A 15,879-nucleotide genomic window follows, 5' to 3' on the forward strand; every position below is an offset into this window, starting at 1 on the left:
AAGTGCTTTTTTCATGTCGTCGACAGGGATTGAGTCAAGGATATGGAAAGATACAAGAGTACAAAGAAAGGGAGACGATATATCATGAAAAAAGGATATGAAGGCAAAGAGATCACGGTCTATTTTGATTCGGAAGTCTGCATTCATTCCGGTCATTGTGTACGAAGTCTACCGACCGTCTTTGATGTCAAACGGCGTCCTTGGATTGAAGGGGACGGGGCGCCGGTGGAAGACGTCATGCGCGTCGTCGATGGTTGTCCAAGCGGCGCCTTATCTTACGAACGGAGGGAAGCAAATGGAGCTGAAACGAGCGGAACGTAAAATCGAAGCCCATCAGGAAGGTGAAGTGATTGGAGAAATCACTTACAGCGATACGAACAACGGCATGTGGATCATTGATCACACGTATGTTGATCCCGCGCACCGGAACCAACAGATTGGGGAACAACTTGTTGCCGAGATCGTCAACTGGGCACGGGAAGCAAACGTCAAGCTACTGCCGTTATGTCCGTTTGCGAAAAAAGAGTTCGAACATCAATCGGATTATCAGGACGTACAAGCAAATACGTGATCATAAAAATCTCCTCCGGTCTCTCAAGACTAGAGGAGATTTTTTCGAGTCATTGTTTGTGATCTCTGACTTTCATTTTGCGAGAAACAACCATCGCACCGAAATAGGCGATGATGTACAACGCGACCAGTCCTTGTTTTAGCATATAAGGTAGATCCATTTGATTCGCAAGTAGAAAACTAGCGCACGATAAAATTAAAAAGGGTATTAGCCACTTGTTCGGCACATCAGCACCTCCTTCACTATCCATGTATTTCTATTTTAAGGATAACATAAAATATTTACCGAAATATGTTAAAGATGAATAACTTGCTTACAGATAAATCCGTAGAAACGCCATCGTGACGACACCGGTGATGACCGTCCAAGAAAGACTTTTACTAAAAATCGCGACTGCCATCGTCGGTAGGGCGGCGAAGACATGAAGCGTCGAAATCGTCGGGAACGCGTTGTCTTGCGCGATAAGTAAATTTTGAAAGAAGAGGGCGCCAAGCAGGCAGATGGGAATGAACGAGAGCCATTCCGTTACAAGGCGCGGTAACGTCAGTCCATGAAGGACGAGAAACGGTAAGATACGTGGAATCCAAGTGACGAGTCCACAAGCTAAAAAGAGACCGATTAATTCTGGGCGGATTTCCATCGTGTGATCACGACTCCTATACTAGCGCCACCGAGTGTCGCGCAAAGAACGGCGACTTCCGCAGAAAAGTAGCGCATGGTGATGTAAAGCAAAAGTAAGACGATCAATAAGAGGCAACTATTCACGGCAATGCGGGTACGTTCTCCTTCAAATTGTAAGTACAATAAACCGATGAACATCGCCGTCAGAGCAAAGTCGAGACCGAAGCGTTCGGGATCAGGAAACCAGCTACCGACAAGTGCACCGAGAACGGTTGCGATAATCCAGCTAAGATACGCGGTCAGATTTAAGCCATGCATGAAGGACGGTGAGATCTTCCCTTTTTGCGCAGTATTCATTGCGACAGCGAACGATTCATCTGTCAGTAACGTCCCGGTACCGAGTCGATCACGAAGGTGGCGTGTCTCGACGTGCGGAGCGAGCGTCAGACTCATTAACAAGTGCCTGAGATTGACGATGAATGTCGTCAGAATGATGGCAGAGGCGGGACTATTCAACAGCAAGAGACTCGTGATGATGAATTGAGCGGCGCCGGCATAGATGAAGACGGACATGAATCCGACTTCAAGAGGGGATAAGCCGGAGGCACGACCGACGATCCCTGCGGAAAAGCCGATGCCGATATAGCCAAGGACGGTGGGTAGACAGGCGCGGACACCTGCTTGAAAGGCTGATGACATTCGATTCCTCCTCTTTTTTAAGAGCATAGCATTCGTGCGGTATATCGTCACCAACTGGTCAATATTTTCATCATTTTTTTCGACATACTCGACTTGATTTGGTGGTAAAGAGTAAGTGGTACGGCAAAATCAGTTAGGTAAAGGAGCGTTTTTCATGCACAAATTAATGAAAGATTCAAACCGGTTCGTTTCAGACATGGTCGACGGGCTCGTACTTGCTCACCCTGATATGTATAAAAAAGTCGAAGGTGTTAACGTCGTTGCGCGGAAAGTACCACTGGACGGAAAAGTCGGTCTTGTCTCTGGTGGGGGAAGCGGTCACGAACCGGCACACGCTGGATTCGTCGGGGACGGTATGCTTGCTGCGGCTGTTTGTGGGGAAGTGTTCACTTCACCGACACCCGACATGGTGCTTGAAGGCATCAAGGCAGCTCATGGGGGAAAAGGTGTCCTACTCGTCGTCAAGAACTATTCAGGTGACGTCATGAACTTCGATATGGCGAAGGAACTTGCTGAACTCGAGGACATTGAAGTTGATACGGTCGTCGTTAATGATGACATCGCGATCAAAAAGGAAGAGGATCGTCGTGGGGTCGCAGGAACTGTCTTCGTCCATAAGATTGCCGGTGCTGCAGCGGCAGAAGGAAAATCACTAAGTGAAGTCAAAGCAGTTGCGGAAAAAGTCATCAAGGGCGTTCGTTCGATTGGAATGGCACTCTCACCATGTTACATGCCGGAGAGCGGCAAGCCAGGCTTTGAGTTGCATGATGACGAGATGGAGATCGGAATCGGGATCCACGGTGAAAAAGGACTTGAACGAAAAGCAGTCGCTTCCGTTGATGCGATCGTCAAAGAGTTGCTCGATCGTTTGACGAAAGAAGTACCAGACAAAAAAGTCGCCGTCATGGTGAATGGGATGGGCGGAACACCAGAATCCGAACTGTACATCACGTATAAATATGTCGCGGAAGAACTTGAGGCGCATGGTTACGAGATTGCCCGCTCATTCGTTGGAAACTATATGACATCGCTTGAGATGCACGGGTTCTCAATCACGCTCTTACCAGTGGATGATGAACTGCTCGGATATCTCGATGCAGAAACGAAAGCGATTGGATTCTAATTCAAATAAACGGGGTGTAAAAACATGAAGTTGACGACGGAACAGTTGCAAAGCGCGCTCCTCAAAGCAGCGGAACAGATCGAACAGCATAAGAATGAATTGACGGACCTTGACCGGGAAATTGGTGATGGAGATCATGGAATTAACATGTCGCGTGGCTTCCAAGCAGTCCAGAAGACGCTAGAAGAACACGGCGAATATGAGGATTTAGGAGCTTTATCCAAAGAAGTCGGGATGACGCTGATCAAAACGATTGGTGGGGCATCCGGTCCTTTATACGGGACAGCATTTGTTAAGTTCGCCGGTGCATTCAAAGGGAAAACAGAAGTCGAAGGTGCGGATCTTGCAGACGCTTTCCGCGAAGCGACGGAAGGGATCAAATCGCGTGGGAAATCGGAATTCGGTCAAAAGACGATGGTTGATATCTGGACACCGTTCCAAGAAGCGCTCTCGCAAGAAGGGGACTTGAAAGCGGCAATCGATCAAGCGCTTGCTGATACAAAAGCGCGTATCGCAACGAAAGGGCGCGCGTCCTACTTCGGTGAAGCGACGGAAGGCGTACAGGACCCAGGTAGTTTATCGAGTGCTTTGCTACTCAGCGAAATTGCGGAGGTGCTTCATGGTTAATCTTGTACTTGTTTCTCATAGTGAAAAACTCGCGGCTGGACTGAAGGAACTGTTGGCAGAGATGGCACCGGATACACCAGTCTTAATAGCAGCCGGTCTTGAAAATGGTAGCATTGGAACGGACGCGACACGAATCGAAGAAACACTGAATACACTAGACGACGATGGAGTCGTCTTAACGGATATCGGTTCTGCGACGATGAACACGGAATTAGCACTTGAATTATACAGTGGCGAACGGACGGTACGTTTTATCGACGCACCACTCGTCGAAGGTGCTTTTCTAGCAGCTGTTTTAAGTGGACAGTCGAAATCCGTCGATGAGATTGAAGACGGATTAAAAAATGAGTTTGGCAAATAAGTAATAAATCCCCCATCGCGAATAGGCGAGGGGGATTTATTTCAATTACTTCTATTCATATTAAAACTTAGTAGAGACTCTCATGAATCAAAACGACCGGAGCCACTCTTCTAACCACTCTCTAGGTAAGCAAACTGTAGCTAAATCAAGTGTTTGTAATGCATCCAAAGAATACGTGTTATAAAGATAGAGATCCCATTGTGCATCGATATCGTTTGCTACTTCAGTCGCTTGTTCACTTAATGGATAAGTTCCACGTCCGTCAGTTGCAAGATGATAATAATCATTATGGTAGACATTGATCATATACCGGTAACACCAATCTGCCAGCTGCCAGTTCTTCATGCGTGATGTTGCCATCAAGCGCGAACTGAATGTATTCTTTTAGCTGTTGATCAGAATAAATGGTATTCATGAGGCACTTCACGCTATATTTTCTATAAGATATCAAAAACCCGGTCCCTCTGTAAAAGGGATCGGGTTATTAATTAACTTATTTCGATGGTTTAAAGACCATTGTCGCTTCCACTGCTTTTTGCCATCCAGCATAGCGTTGTTCACGATCGTCTTCTTTCATCTCTGGTTTAAACTGATGATCGAGCTTCCATTGTTGTTTGATTTCCGCTTTATCTTTCCAGTAACCGACGGCTAATCCAGCAAGATATGCTGCACCGAGTGCAGTCGTTTCGTTGATTTCTGGACGATCGACAGGAACGCCGAGGATGTCCGATTGGAACTGCATCAAGAAGTTATTGGCTACAGCACCACCGTCGACACGAAGTGTTTTCAGTTCGATTCCAGAATCTTGTTCCATCGCTGTCAACACGTCGCGTGTTTGATAAGCGAGTGATTCAAGCGTTGCCCGAACGAAGTGCTCTTTATCTGTTCCGCGTGTTAATCCGAAGATCGCCCCACGAACATCTGAATCCCAATACGGTGCACCAAGACCGACAAAAGCAGGAACGACGTAAACACCGTCTGTTGAATCGACTTTCGTTGCATAGCCTTCTGAATCTTTCGCGTGTTTCAACATACGGAGTCCATCACGGAGCCACTGGATCGCAGAACCGGCGACGAAGATAGAACCCTCAAGCGCATATTCGACTTTTCCATCAACGCCCCAAGCAATTGTCGTCAGGAGTCCGTGGTCAGAAGAAACGGCTTTCTCACCCGTATTCATGAGCATGAAACAACCTGTTCCGTATGTGTTCTTTCCTTCACCCGCTTCGAAGCATGTTTGACCAAAGAGTGCAGCTTGTTGGTCACCAGCGATCCCAGCGATTGGCACTTCGTAACCGAAGAAGTGATACGGTACCGTCTTGTCGTAGACTTCACTCGATTGACGTACTTCTGGCAACATCGATGCAGGAACACCGAGGATATCGAGCAACTCTTCATCCCATTTTTGCTCATAGATGTTGTACATCAATGTCCGTGAAGCGTTCGTGTAATCCGTGATATGCGTTTTTCCACCAGACAATTTCCAAACGAGCCACGTATCAATCGTACCGAAGAGTAATTCACCGTTCTCTGCTTGCTCACGTGCGCCTTCGACATTGTCGAGAATCCATTTGACTTTCGTACCAGAGAAGTAGGCATCAATCAAAAGTCCTGTTTTATCACGGAACTTCTGATTCAAACCTTGTTCTTTTAAGTCGTCACAGATACCAGACGTTTGACGTGATTGCCAAACGAGTGCGTGATAAACCGGTTTACCTGTTTCTTTATTCCAGACCACTGTCGTTTCACGTTGGTTCGTGATTCCGATTCCGGCGATTTGCTCAGGTTTGATATCTGCTGTTCCGAGTGCTTCAGCCATGACAGCAAGAATTGAACCCCAGATTTCGTTTGCATCATGCTCGACCCAGCCTGGTTGTGGGAAGTATTGCTTGAATTCCCGTTGTGCCGAGTTGACGATTTTCCCGTCGTGATCGAAGATGATCGCACGTGAGCTTGTCGTACCTTGGTCGAGTGCTAGGATATACTTGTTTTCCATTTCGAAATCCCCCTTGAGCGGTATGTGTTAGTGAGACGTGATCTTAGTAGATCAATTGATAGATGAACACGGCAAGCGCTCCACCGATGATTGGACCGACGACTGGAATCCATGAGTAGCCCCAGTCAGATGAACCTTTATTCGGAATCGGTAGGATAGCGTGTGCGATACGCGGTCCAAGGTCACGGGCCGGGTTGATGGCATATCCTGTTGTACCACCAAGTGATAGACCGATGACGACGACGAGTAAACCGACGATAAGTGGTTTTAAGCCGTCACCGAATGTCGTTAAACCGAGCGCCAAGATACCGAAGACGAGAACGAATGTCCCGATGATTTCAGAAATCAAGTTCGACGGCGTATGGCGAATCGCTGGACCTGTTGCGAACACACCGAGTTTTGCAGCTTGATCATCAGTCGCTTCAAAATGTTTCATGTAATGAAGCCAAACGAGAATGGCGCCGATGAAAGCTCCGACAAGTTGTCCGGCAATATAGACAGGAACGTCTGCCCACGGTAAATCAGAGTTTAAAGCAAGTGCAATTGTTAAAGCAGGGTTCAAGTGCGCTCCACTCTCAGCAGCGACGAATGCTCCTGTCATGACGGCAAGACCCCAAGCGAACGTGATGACAATCCATCCGCTGTTTTCGGACTTCGTCTTTCTCAAGACGACACCGGCGACGACACCATCCCCGAGCAGAATGAGGATCATCGTACCGATCATTTCTAGTACAAAGTTATTCATGCAAAAACCCTCCCTTTGGATTAAAGCAAATAATGGTCTTTCTACTTTAAATTACTCCGATTTGATAACGTTTTCAATACATATAATTGAAATATAGGAATGGAAATTTTTTATTTTAATGTTTAAAGATACGAAAAATTGGATAAGCAAACACCTCGTCTTGCCTGCAAGCAAGCAAAAGAGGTGTTAACGACGACGCTTTTTTCTTTTTTTAGGTCGAAACCAACTACTGGAATAATCTAGTAGGATATGAATTGTACTCGCCACCATGATACCAATGACAAAAGCGGGTAGGGAAGCGAACCAGGAATCAATGGTCTCTGACGCGATGACTTGAAAATACAAGCTGAGAAATAATAAGGGAATCACAAGTGCAGCACTATAAAGGAGTCGGATGACATCCCCAATGATCAATCCGTGTGACCAGATCGAGCGGTGGGGCATGATCTTCACATAAGGCATCCACAGGACTCGAAATGGTCCAAAGCGATAATACGGTTCTGACTTTAAATCGAGGTCAGGTGACAACCAAAGCGTACCGACAGCGATTCCGATGGCAGTCGGTAACCAATCCGTTTGTTGCGTTGCGACCGAATACGCAACGTAACCCGTCAGTGCGACGGTATTGACGGTATCATGTACGTTTCCTGAGGGCATGAAAAAAGACCAGTCGTAACTGGTCCCTCCGTCAATGAATCGTCCGATACACGCCGATTACCTTACCAAGAATGGAGACATTATCGAAATACATCGGATCCATCGAGTCATTTTCTGGTTGTAGACGTACCTGTTGATCTTCTAAGAAGAACCGTTTCACCGTCGCTTCGCTATCTTCGGTCATAGCTACGACGATTTCTCCGTTTTCTGCTGTGTTTTGTTGGCGTACGATGACACGATCGCCGTCAAGAATACCTGCGTTAATCATTGATTCCCCATCGATCGTCAACATGAAGACCGTTTCGTTTCCTACATAATGTGCAGGAAGCGGGAATTGTTCTTCGATGTTTTCAATCGCTGTAATCGGAAGACCAGCTGTGACTTTCCCGATGACGGGAACATGAACGATGGCTTCCGTGATTTCTTCAGGCTTATCAAGCAATATCTCAATCGCACGTGGTTTCGTCGGGTCACGGCGAATCATTCCCCGTTTCTCGAGTCGATCCAAATGACCGTGTACCGTCGAGCTAGACGCGAGTCCGACTGCTTCTCCGATTTCACGAACTGATGGGGGATACCCCTTCAGTTTCACTTCAGAGACGATGTAGTCGAGAATCTCTTGTTGACGCTTAGACATTTTCCGCATACGAATTGCCACCTCTTTCTGGATTGAATTTTGAAATGTAAGAATATATGTTTCTAAATTCACTATAACATAGAACAAATGAGCGTACAAACAATTGTTCGACATTTTGTGTTGACCGAACACGGGTTCTGTGTTTATTATGAGTTATGCGAACAATTGTTCCGCGAACGTTTATTCTAACTCATTCATTTCATATTTGGAGGGATTCATGATGATTCATACGATTCGTACTCATGCTTTTTCTATTCTCTTCTATGCATTAAGTATTGCCTTCGTGATCTTTTTACTCACACCACGCCCAGATGAAAAAGTAGCGCAATTGATGACGGCTTCCGTTACGGTCGATGAGAACGCTACAGTCGAACAAATTGCTGAAGTCTACAATGACGGTTCGATGTCAGATGAGGAATACGTCAACTGGTTGATCAAAAATAATGATGTTGAGACAAAACATGTCATCTCAAAAAGCAAAATCGTTGTACCAATCGCACAGCAATGACAAAATGGAAAAGTTGTGAAAGAACGAACAGGGATGTGAGGTACGATGAAGGTCGTGATTTATTGTCGAGTATCGACCGAAAAAGAAGCACAAGATAGTTCGATTGAACGCCAACGGATGGAGCTTTCGAAGGTTGCTTCTCAAAAGGGATTTGATGTCGTGGACATCGTCTCTGAAAAAGAGAGTGGATATGATGTTGATCGGGAAGGGATGCTAACAGTTCTTGATTATGTGACACGCGATACGGTAGATGCGGTCCTGGTGACAGATGATACACGGATTGGTCGAGGGAATGCAAAAATCGCTATTTTGCATACATTCAAAAAACATGGGGTCCGCTTGATGACGCTTGATTCAGATGGAGAATATCAACTTGCGGATGCAGAAGCGATGGTCCTTGAGATCGTCTCACTCGTGGAAGAATACCAACGGAAACTGCATAATGCAAAAATCGCCCGTGGCATGCGGCGAGCAGTCGAACAAGGTTTTCGCCCGGAACGAAATCTCAATCGTCAAGGAGAGAACGCAGGACGTAGTCGAAAAGACGTACCGATCGAAGAAATTGTACGTCTTCGAGAACTCGGATTGACGTTTTCTGATATCGCCATCACCTTGCGGGGGATGGGGCATGATATTTCAAAAGCAACGGTCAATCGTCGATATCTTGAATACCGCGAACTGACACCTAGCCCGGAATGAGAAGCAAGTAACCCGTCGACTGACGCGGTTAACTTGCTTTTTTTTATAAGCTCTTTTACAGTAAGAATACAATTGAACAACTCAAGTTTGAGTCATAAAGAAAGAGGGATTCCATGTTATCACAAGAACAATTAGATCGAATCAATGCATTAGCGAATAAATCAAAAGTCGAGCCGTTATCAGAAGCGGAAACGGCAGAGCAAAAAGAATTACGTGCAGCGTATCTCGCAGCATTCCGTGGATCGTTCAAAAACCAACTCATGGGCATGAAAATCGTCGATGAAGAAGGAACGGACGTAACACCAGAGAAATTGAAACAAGCACAAGAAGAAGAACGGAATAAACAATAATCGTTCGTTTCTTTTATAGAAAAAAGAGGTCTCGCGTCAAGCGGACCTCTTTTTTTGTTTAGAGCGAGTATCTTTTTTGTTTAGAGTGAGTAGGTGAGGAAACATTGTACGATAGCAATACATCTTAATAGAGGACATTCATCGATTCAGACATCCTGTATGAGTCGATAGAACGGCTATAGATAGCGCATTCATTTTAATGTGACATACTATTTAGAAAAGTTGTATCACATTTAAGAGTATGCTAAAATGAGTAGGAATTTGTGAAAAAGAGAGAGGATGATTGTTTTGACGAACATGACGACAGTAGAACAATTAGCAATTAATACGATTCGTACCTTATCGATTGATGCCGTACAAAAGGCGAACTCGGGTCACCCAGGTATGCCAATGGGAGCAGCGCCGATGGCATTCTCGCTTTGGGCGGATCATATGAACCACAACCCTAAAAATCCAGAATGGTTCAACCGCGACCGTTTTGTACTTTCAGCCGGACACGGTTCTATGCTTCTCTACTCACTCCTCCACCTATCGGGATATGATCTATCGATGGATGATCTTAAATCATTCCGTCAATGGGGATCAAAAACACCAGGTCACCCGGAATACCGTCACACGGCTGGTGTAGATGCGACAACGGGTCCACTTGGTCAAGGGATCGCGATGGCAGTTGGTATGGCGATGGCAGAACGTCATCTTGAAGCAAAATACAACCGTGACGATCTCAACGTCGTTGATCACTTCACATACGGAATTTGTGGAGATGGAGACTTAATGGAAGGTGTCTCAGCTGAAGCGGCTTCACTCGCAGGTCACCTTGGTCTTGGTAAATTGGTCGTATTGTATGATTCAAACGATATCTCACTTGATGGCGATCTCGATAAATCATTCTCTGAAAACGTCCAGAAACGCTTCGAAGCGTACAACTGGCAAGTCATTCGCGTAGAAGACGGAACGGATATCGATTCGATTTCGAAAGCAATCGCGGCGGCACAGGCAGAGACGACAAAACCGACATTGATTGAAGTCAAGACAGTCATCGGTTTCGGTTCACCGAACAAATCAGGGAAGTCGGCTTCTCACGGTGCACCACTTGGTGAAGCAGAAATCAAATTGACGAAAGCAAGCTACATTTGGGATCACGAAGAGTTCTACGTTCCTGAAGAAGTCAAATCATTGTTTGACGAGCGGGTCGTCCAACGTGGTGCTTCTGCAGAAGACGCATGGAACGAGACGATGAAACAATACGAAGCAGCGCACCCAGAATTGCATGCTGAACTCGTTCGCGCAATCGCAAACGAATTGCCAAGCAACTGGGAAGCAGACCTTCCGACATACGACTTGTCGTCGAAAAAAGCAACGCGTCAAACAAGCGGTGAAGTCTTGAATGGTCTCGCGAAGAACGTTCCGACATTGTTCGGTGGTTCAGCTGACCTTGCAGGATCAAACAACACGATGCTTAAAGGCGAAGCAGACTTCGATATCGATCCAAGCGGTCGCAACATCTGGTTCGGGGTACGTGAATTCGCAATGGCAGCAGCTGTCAACGGTATGGCACTTCACGGCGGCGTCATTCCTTACGGCGCGACATTCTTTGTCTTCTCGGATTACCTCCGTCCAGCTGTTCGTTTAGCAGCATTAATGGGACTTCCATCAATCTTCGTCTTGACGCACGACTCGATCGCTGTCGGTGAAGATGGTCCAACACACGAGCCAGTCGAACACTTGATGAGCTTCCGTGCAATGCCGAACGTCACGATCTACCGTCCAGCAGACGGAAAAGAGACGATCGCAGCATGGAAAACAGCAGTTCAAGCAAAAGATAAACCGACACTCCTCGTCTTGACACGTCAAGGTCTTCCTGAACTTGAAGGTACGACGACAGAGGGTGCTGAAAAAGGTGGTTATGTCATCGCTGGTGACGTTACGAAAGCTGATACACTCTTGCTCGGTACTGGTTCAGAAGTTCACCTTCTTGTCGAAGCACAAAAAGAACTTGGTGAATCAGCAGCTGTCGTTTCACTTCCATCATGGGAAGTATTCGAAGCACAATCAGCAGAGTATAAAGAATCGGTTCTTCCGAAACACATCACGAAACGTGTAGCAATCGAAGCAGGGGCTTCACTCGGTTGGTACAAATATGTAGGAACAGAAGGACAGGTCATCGGAATCGATCGTTTCGGCGCATCTGCTCCTGGAGACTTCCTCTTGAAAGAATACGGCATGTCTGTTGAGAACGTTTTAGCGACTGTCAAGCAACTCGGATAATCATTTCCGGAAAAACGGGTCCGATCTTACGTCGGACTCGTTTTTCATCTATTATCATCTATGCAAACAATTGGAATTATAGTATAGTAAAAAGCGACGTTTTAAGTTAGAGGAGGAAGCAACTTGGCTACATGGATTTGGATTTTAATTGCCCTTCTTTGCTTGGTAGCAGGTGTCGCCCTTGGTTTCTATATCGCTCGTCGATACATGATGAACTACTTGGAGCAAAACCCACCAATCAACGAAGATATGATTAAGACATTGATGATGCAAATGGGTCAAAAGCCATCACAAAAGAAAGTCAACCAAGTGATGCGTTCAATGAGTGGTTCAATGAAATCACCTAAAAAATAAGCTGTACGAAAGGGGACTAAATGGTCTCCTTTTTATTTGCTATTTTTTAGAAAGAGAACTAATCTAAAATGTGAGACTATTTCAAATAATCATAGGATTTAAAAAAGGGGGGAGACTTGAATGGGAGTCTTCAGGAAACTCGGTTGGTTTTTCCGACGAGAATGGAAAGCGTATAGTCTTGGGGTCATCTGTTTGATTTTTGTGGCAGGGGTAGAACTTATTCCACCGAAGGTCATCGGAACGACAGTCAATGGTCTGAGTGAAGGAAGCTTGACGAAGAATGATTTGATTCGTCTAGCTAGTACATTGTTACTCATCGGGGTCGCGACGTATTTCATTCGTTATTTTTGGCGTTTTCACATTTTCGGTGCATCGATTCGCCTCGGGCGATTGTTACGCAGTCAACTGTATGGTCATTTTTCAGATTTGGATCAATCGTTCTATAAGAAATATCGCAGTGGAGATTTGATGGCACATGCGACGAACGACGTACAAGCTGTTTCGATGACAGCGGGGGCCGGCATTCTAACGCTCGTCGACTCGGTGACGATGGGGAGCTTTGTCATCATCACGATGGTCACGACGATCAGCTGGAAATTAACGCTCGTGTCACTTTTGCCAATGCCACTGATGGTCTATTTGACGTCACGCTACGGTAAGATGTTACATTCCCGTTTTCATGACGCGCAAGAAGCGTTCTCTGATTTGAACGATAAGGTCGCGGAGAGCATCAGTGGTATCCGTGTCTTAAAAGCAACAGGGGAAGTCGAATCCGACGTGCAGACGTTTACCGATCTGTCTGATGACGTCGTTCAAAAGAATCGTCGTGTGGCGAAAATTGATGCACTGTTTGATCCGACGATTTTTGGATTAGTCGGTCTATCGTATATCATCGCGGTCGGCTATGGCGCCTACTTGTTACGACAAGGCGAAATCCGGATTGGTGATATCGTTTCCTTCACTACATATCTTGGTTTATTGACGTGGCCAATGCTCGCCTTCGGTTGGTTGTTCAACATCGTTGAACGGGGTCGTGCTTCCTATGACCGGATCGAACGGATGCTTGCGATCGAACCAGAAATTAAAGATGCGAAGGAAGCAGCAACGAGTGTCTCATCATCAGAACTTCATGTCGGGATTAAACGATTCATCTATGACACGCAACCGGTCCTTCAAGAGATCGATGTGACGTTGAAGCCCGGTAAATCGCTCGGAATCGTCGGGAAGACGGGTGCCGGGAAATCGACATTCGTTCGTTTGTTATCGCGTGAATATGACGTTAAACAAGGCGCCATCACGATTGGTGGACGAGACATCAAACAATTGACGCGTGACACCGTCCGTCGTCAAGTAGCGATCGTTCCACAGGATCATTTCTTATTCTCCGCGTCGATTGCCGATAATATTGCCTTTGCAAAACCGGATGCATCAATGGAAGACATCATGGAAGCGGCACGTATTGCAGCAGTCCATGAGGATATTCTTGGATTTAAGGAAGGATACGCGACGATGGTCGGGGAGCGTGGGGTGACGTTATCTGGCGGTCAAAAACAACGGATCTCGATTGCCCGAGCATTATTAGCGGATTGTCCGATTTTAGTACTCGATGATGCCTTGTCTGCGGTCGATGCGAAAACCGAAGAAGCGATCATCCACCACTTCCGTACGGCGGATCACGATCAAGCGCAAATCATCGTTGCCCACCGATTATCGGCTGTGTCGCATACCGATGAGATCATCGTCCTTGAAGACGGTCGGATCATCGAGCGAGGAACACATGAGCAATTACTCGCTCATGACGGTTGGTATAAAGAGACGTACGATCGCCAGCAACTAGAATCACTCGTTGAACAAGGAGGGCGTTCTGAATGAATCATGATATCAATGAAAAAGCCGTCCTGAAACGATTGCTTGATTTCGTCAAACCGTTCAAAAAGCAAGTCAGCATCGCTTTCATCCTGCTGTTCATTACGACAGCGGCAAAACTCGGGGGACCGTATCTCGTCAAGATTTTTATCGATGAATATGTCGCACCGGGTACGTATCCGGTAAAGGAAGTTGCACTTTTGTTTACGGCGTACTTGTTATTGCATACAACAGGGATCATTGTCGATTACTTGCAAGCATTTGAGTTCCAAAAGATTGCCTTACAAGTCATTCAACGCTTGCGTATCGATGTATTCCGACACGTCATGCACTTACGACTCGCTTATTTTGATCGAACGCCTGCTGGGGTACTTGTCTCCCGGATCACGAACGATACGGAAGCGATTAAAGAACTTTACATCGGTGTCTTATCGACATTCGTGCAAAGCGGTGTCCAGTTGATTGGGACATATATCTTCCTCTATCTGTTAGAACCGCGACTCGCGACGATTGCGTTATTGTTGTTACCATTGTTTTATTTCATCATTTGGATTTACCGGAAGTATTCGACGAAGTATTACGCGGAAGTCCGCGATTTACTGTCGAAAATCAATGCCCAACTGAATGAATCGATCAACGGGATGGCGATCATCCAGCAGTTCCGCCAAGAAAAGCGTCTAATGGCAGAATTCGAAGAGACGAACGTCGCTCATCAAAACGGTCGTTACAAGAACTTAAAGCTTGATAGCTGGTTACTACGACCCATCATCGAATTGTTACTCGCCATTTCGATTGCGACACTTGTGACGTACTTTGGTGTCTTATCATTCTCGCAAACAGTCCAAGTCGGTGTCGTTTACGCTTTCATCAGTTACATGGAGCGAATTTTCCAACCGGTTCAGCAAATCATGCAACGGTTGTCCGAGTTCCAGCAAGCTGTCGTCTCAGCAGACCGTGTATTCAAGGTGCTCGATACGGATGAGCCAGAACCAACGAAACAACTTGAAGGGGATGCACGAGTGTCGGAAGGACATATCGTCTTTGAAGACGTGCGCTTTAGTTATGACGGAGAGAAGGATGTCTTGAAAGGGATTTCGTTCGAGGCGAAAAAAGGACAGACGATTGCGCTCGTTGGTCATACGGGAAGTGGGAAAAGTTCAATCATCAATATCTTGATGCGTTTTTACGCGTACCAATCGGGTCGGATCTTGATCGATGGTCAACCGCTCGAGCAGTTATCAGAAGAAGAACTACGACAGCATGTCGGACTCGTCCTGCAGGATTCATTCTTGTTCACGGGAACGGTCGCGGATAACATTCGATTATTCGATAGTTCGATTTCCTTTGATCGTGTCGAAGCGGCTGCTAAATTCGTACAAGCCGACGGATTCATCAATCAACTCGATCAGCAATATGACAGTCCCGTTGCGGAACGGGGGGCGACGTTCTCCGCTGGGGAACGTCAGTTGATTTCCTTCGCACGCACAATGGCACGGGATCCGAAAATCCTGATTCTCGATGAAGCGACAAGTTCGATTGATACGGAAACGGAAGAAAAAGTCCAAGTGGCGCTCGAACGGATGCGTGAGGGTCGGACGACGATTGCCATTGCCCACCGATTATCAACGATTCAAGATGCTGATTTGATTCTTGTATTGCATCAAGGGGAAGTGATCGAGCAAGGTAACCATCAAGAATTGATCGCGCAAGATGGATTGTATAAGAAGATGTATCAACTGCAATCTGGTCATGTAACGGTCTCTTAAAAAAATAGCTATAAAAAAAGCCTGCCAGGCG

Annotated in this window: 19 protein-coding genes; 12 read left to right on the forward strand and 7 right to left on the reverse strand. The window is 46.2% G+C overall.

Going from position 1 to position 15,879, the window contains the following annotated elements:
• Positions 1 to 84: 84 nt before the first annotated feature.
• Positions 85 to 321 (forward strand): (4Fe-4S)-binding protein, encoded by a 237-nt coding sequence (locus B4F99_RS04160; protein ID WP_290755514.1) that lies wholly within the window; start codon positions 85 to 87, stop codon positions 319 to 321.
• A complete protein-coding gene (locus B4F99_RS04165) occupies positions 296 to 571 on the forward strand; it encodes a GNAT family N-acetyltransferase (protein WP_035398130.1) in 276 nt (91 codons plus the stop codon). Before B4F99_RS04160 ends, B4F99_RS04165 begins: the two co-directional genes overlap by 26 nt.
• A gap of 313 nt (positions 572 to 884) precedes the next feature.
• Here B4F99_RS04165 and B4F99_RS04170 read toward each other — a convergent pair whose 3' ends face one another.
• Both B4F99_RS04170 and B4F99_RS04175 read right to left on the reverse strand, forming a co-directional pair.
• Positions 885 to 1,211 (reverse strand): AzlD domain-containing protein, encoded by a 327-nt coding sequence (locus tag B4F99_RS04170; protein WP_290755516.1) that lies wholly within the window; start codon positions 1,209 to 1,211, stop codon positions 885 to 887.
• The gene (locus tag B4F99_RS04175) at positions 1,190 to 1,891 is read right to left on the reverse strand and encodes an AzlC family ABC transporter permease (protein ID WP_035408725.1); all 702 of its coding nucleotides are present in this window, start codon (positions 1,889 to 1,891) and stop codon (positions 1,190 to 1,192) included. The genes B4F99_RS04170 and B4F99_RS04175 overlap by 22 nt, the downstream gene beginning before the upstream one ends.
• Positions 1,892 to 2,045: 154 nt before the next feature.
• Between B4F99_RS04175 and dhaK the strand changes: the two genes are divergently transcribed.
• Genes dhaK through dhaM form a run of 3 tightly spaced genes read left to right on the forward strand, consistent with a single transcriptional unit; the run spans position 2,046 to position 4,002 of the window.
• Positions 2,046 to 3,014, forward strand: coding sequence for a dihydroxyacetone kinase subunit DhaK (dhaK, locus tag B4F99_RS04180; protein ID WP_290755518.1), 969 nt, complete (start codon positions 2,046 to 2,048; stop codon positions 3,012 to 3,014).
• A 24-nt stretch (positions 3,015 to 3,038) separates the two neighbouring features.
• The gene (gene dhaL, locus B4F99_RS04185) at positions 3,039 to 3,641 is read left to right on the forward strand and encodes a dihydroxyacetone kinase subunit DhaL (RefSeq protein WP_290755520.1); all 603 of its coding nucleotides are present in this window, start codon (positions 3,039 to 3,041) and stop codon (positions 3,639 to 3,641) included.
• Complete coding sequence (gene dhaM / locus B4F99_RS04190) at positions 3,634 to 4,002, forward strand: dihydroxyacetone kinase phosphoryl donor subunit DhaM (RefSeq protein ID WP_290755522.1); 369 nt, start codon at positions 3,634 to 3,636, stop codon at positions 4,000 to 4,002. Before dhaL ends, dhaM begins: the two co-directional genes overlap by 8 nt.
• An 87-nt stretch (positions 4,003 to 4,089) precedes the next feature.
• Here dhaM and B4F99_RS04195 read toward each other — a convergent pair whose 3' ends face one another.
• The 5 genes from B4F99_RS04195 to lexA form a co-directional block, all read right to left on the reverse strand.
• Positions 4,090 to 4,362 (reverse strand): hypothetical protein, encoded by a 273-nt coding sequence (locus tag B4F99_RS04195; RefSeq protein ID WP_290755524.1) that lies wholly within the window; start codon positions 4,360 to 4,362, stop codon positions 4,090 to 4,092.
• Positions 4,363 to 4,495: 133 nt separating this feature from the next.
• A complete protein-coding gene (gene glpK / locus B4F99_RS04200; protein ID WP_214855371.1) occupies positions 4,496 to 5,998 on the reverse strand; it encodes a glycerol kinase GlpK in 1,503 nt (500 codons plus the stop codon).
• Between the two features lie 43 nt (positions 5,999 to 6,041).
• Complete coding sequence (locus tag B4F99_RS04205; protein ID WP_035408708.1) at positions 6,042 to 6,743, reverse strand: MIP/aquaporin family protein; 702 nt, start codon at positions 6,741 to 6,743, stop codon at positions 6,042 to 6,044.
• A gap of 186 nt (positions 6,744 to 6,929) precedes the next feature.
• Positions 6,930 to 7,400 (reverse strand): metal-binding protein, encoded by a 471-nt coding sequence (locus B4F99_RS04210; protein WP_035408706.1) that lies wholly within the window; start codon positions 7,398 to 7,400, stop codon positions 6,930 to 6,932.
• Between the two features lie 31 nt (positions 7,401 to 7,431).
• Entirely contained in the window at positions 7,432 to 8,046 is a 615-nt protein-coding gene (gene lexA / locus B4F99_RS04215; RefSeq protein WP_023467770.1) for a transcriptional repressor LexA, read from the reverse strand.
• Between the two features lie 211 nt (positions 8,047 to 8,257).
• On the opposite strand from lexA, the gene yneA reads away from it, so the two are divergent.
• The 7 genes from yneA to B4F99_RS04250 all read left to right on the forward strand — a co-directional run bounded on the left by yneA (position 8,258) and on the right by B4F99_RS04250 (position 15,848).
• Positions 8,258 to 8,545 (forward strand): cell division suppressor protein YneA, encoded by a 288-nt coding sequence (gene yneA / locus B4F99_RS04220; RefSeq protein WP_023467771.1) that lies wholly within the window; start codon positions 8,258 to 8,260, stop codon positions 8,543 to 8,545.
• Positions 8,546 to 8,590: 45 nt separating this feature from the next.
• Complete coding sequence (locus B4F99_RS04225; protein WP_035408704.1) at positions 8,591 to 9,244, forward strand: YneB family resolvase-like protein; 654 nt, start codon at positions 8,591 to 8,593, stop codon at positions 9,242 to 9,244.
• 113 nt (positions 9,245 to 9,357) lie between these two features.
• Positions 9,358 to 9,594, forward strand: coding sequence for a DUF896 domain-containing protein (locus B4F99_RS04230; RefSeq protein ID WP_035398122.1), 237 nt, complete (start codon positions 9,358 to 9,360; stop codon positions 9,592 to 9,594).
• Positions 9,595 to 9,873: 279 nt separating this feature from the next.
• Positions 9,874 to 11,862: a transketolase gene (tkt, locus tag B4F99_RS04235; RefSeq protein ID WP_214855376.1), complete on the forward strand. Its 1,989-nt coding sequence runs from the start codon at positions 9,874 to 9,876 to the stop codon at positions 11,860 to 11,862.
• Between the two features lie 123 nt (positions 11,863 to 11,985).
• On the forward strand, positions 11,986 to 12,216 hold the full coding sequence (locus B4F99_RS04240) for a YneF family protein (protein WP_012370001.1): 231 nt from the start codon (positions 11,986 to 11,988) through the stop codon (positions 12,214 to 12,216).
• 120 nt (positions 12,217 to 12,336) lie between these two features.
• Positions 12,337 to 14,088, forward strand: a complete 1,752-nt coding sequence (locus B4F99_RS04245) for an ABC transporter transmembrane domain-containing protein (protein WP_290755526.1) — start codon at positions 12,337 to 12,339, stop codon at positions 14,086 to 14,088.
• Positions 14,085 to 15,848, forward strand: a complete 1,764-nt coding sequence (locus B4F99_RS04250) for an ABC transporter ATP-binding protein (RefSeq protein WP_290755528.1) — start codon at positions 14,085 to 14,087, stop codon at positions 15,846 to 15,848. The genes B4F99_RS04245 and B4F99_RS04250 overlap by 4 nt, the downstream gene beginning before the upstream one ends.
• Positions 15,849 to 15,879: the final 31 nt, after the last annotated feature.

Source organism: Exiguobacterium sp. UBA3491, assembly GCF_002377745.1.
GTDB lineage: Bacteria > Bacillota > Bacilli > Exiguobacteriales > Exiguobacteriaceae > Exiguobacterium_A.

Excerpts from the sequence above, each read along its gene's own strand:
- B4F99_RS04230 (WP_035398122.1), top strand. The coding sequence starts at position 9,358 with ATGTTATCACAAGAACAATTAGATCGAATCAATGCATTAGCGAATAAA.
- glpK (WP_214855371.1), bottom strand. The coding sequence starts at position 5,998 with ATGGAAAACAAGTATATCCTAGCACTCGACCAAGGTACGACAAGCTCA.
- B4F99_RS04170 (WP_290755516.1), bottom strand. The coding sequence starts at position 1,211 with ATGGAAATCCGCCCAGAATTAATCGGTCTCTTTTTAGCTTGTGGACTC.
- lexA (WP_023467770.1), bottom strand. The coding sequence starts at position 8,046 with ATGCGGAAAATGTCTAAGCGTCAACAAGAGATTCTCGACTACATCGTC.
- B4F99_RS04165 (WP_035398130.1), top strand. The coding sequence starts at position 296 with ATGGAGCTGAAACGAGCGGAACGTAAAATCGAAGCCCATCAGGAAGGT.
- yneA (WP_023467771.1), top strand. The coding sequence starts at position 8,258 with ATGATTCATACGATTCGTACTCATGCTTTTTCTATTCTCTTCTATGCA.
- B4F99_RS04225 (WP_035408704.1), top strand. The coding sequence starts at position 8,591 with ATGAAGGTCGTGATTTATTGTCGAGTATCGACCGAAAAAGAAGCACAA.
- B4F99_RS04210 (WP_035408706.1), bottom strand. The coding sequence starts at position 7,400 with ATGCCCTCAGGAAACGTACATGATACCGTCAATACCGTCGCACTGACG.
- dhaL (WP_290755520.1), top strand. The coding sequence starts at position 3,039 with ATGAAGTTGACGACGGAACAGTTGCAAAGCGCGCTCCTCAAAGCAGCG.
- B4F99_RS04160 (WP_290755514.1), top strand. The coding sequence starts at position 85 with ATGAAAAAAGGATATGAAGGCAAAGAGATCACGGTCTATTTTGATTCG.
- dhaK (WP_290755518.1), top strand. The coding sequence starts at position 2,046 with ATGCACAAATTAATGAAAGATTCAAACCGGTTCGTTTCAGACATGGTC.
- B4F99_RS04245 (WP_290755526.1), top strand. The coding sequence starts at position 12,337 with ATGGGAGTCTTCAGGAAACTCGGTTGGTTTTTCCGACGAGAATGGAAA.
- B4F99_RS04205 (WP_035408708.1), bottom strand. The coding sequence starts at position 6,743 with ATGAATAACTTTGTACTAGAAATGATCGGTACGATGATCCTCATTCTG.
- B4F99_RS04250 (WP_290755528.1), top strand. The coding sequence starts at position 14,085 with ATGAATCATGATATCAATGAAAAAGCCGTCCTGAAACGATTGCTTGAT.
- B4F99_RS04195 (WP_290755524.1), bottom strand. The coding sequence starts at position 4,362 with ATGGCAACATCACGCATGAAGAACTGGCAGCTGGCAGATTGGTGTTAC.
- tkt (WP_214855376.1), top strand. The coding sequence starts at position 9,874 with ATGATTGTTTTGACGAACATGACGACAGTAGAACAATTAGCAATTAAT.
- B4F99_RS04175 (WP_035408725.1), bottom strand. The coding sequence starts at position 1,891 with ATGTCATCAGCCTTTCAAGCAGGTGTCCGCGCCTGTCTACCCACCGTC.
- dhaM (WP_290755522.1), top strand. The coding sequence starts at position 3,634 with ATGGTTAATCTTGTACTTGTTTCTCATAGTGAAAAACTCGCGGCTGGA.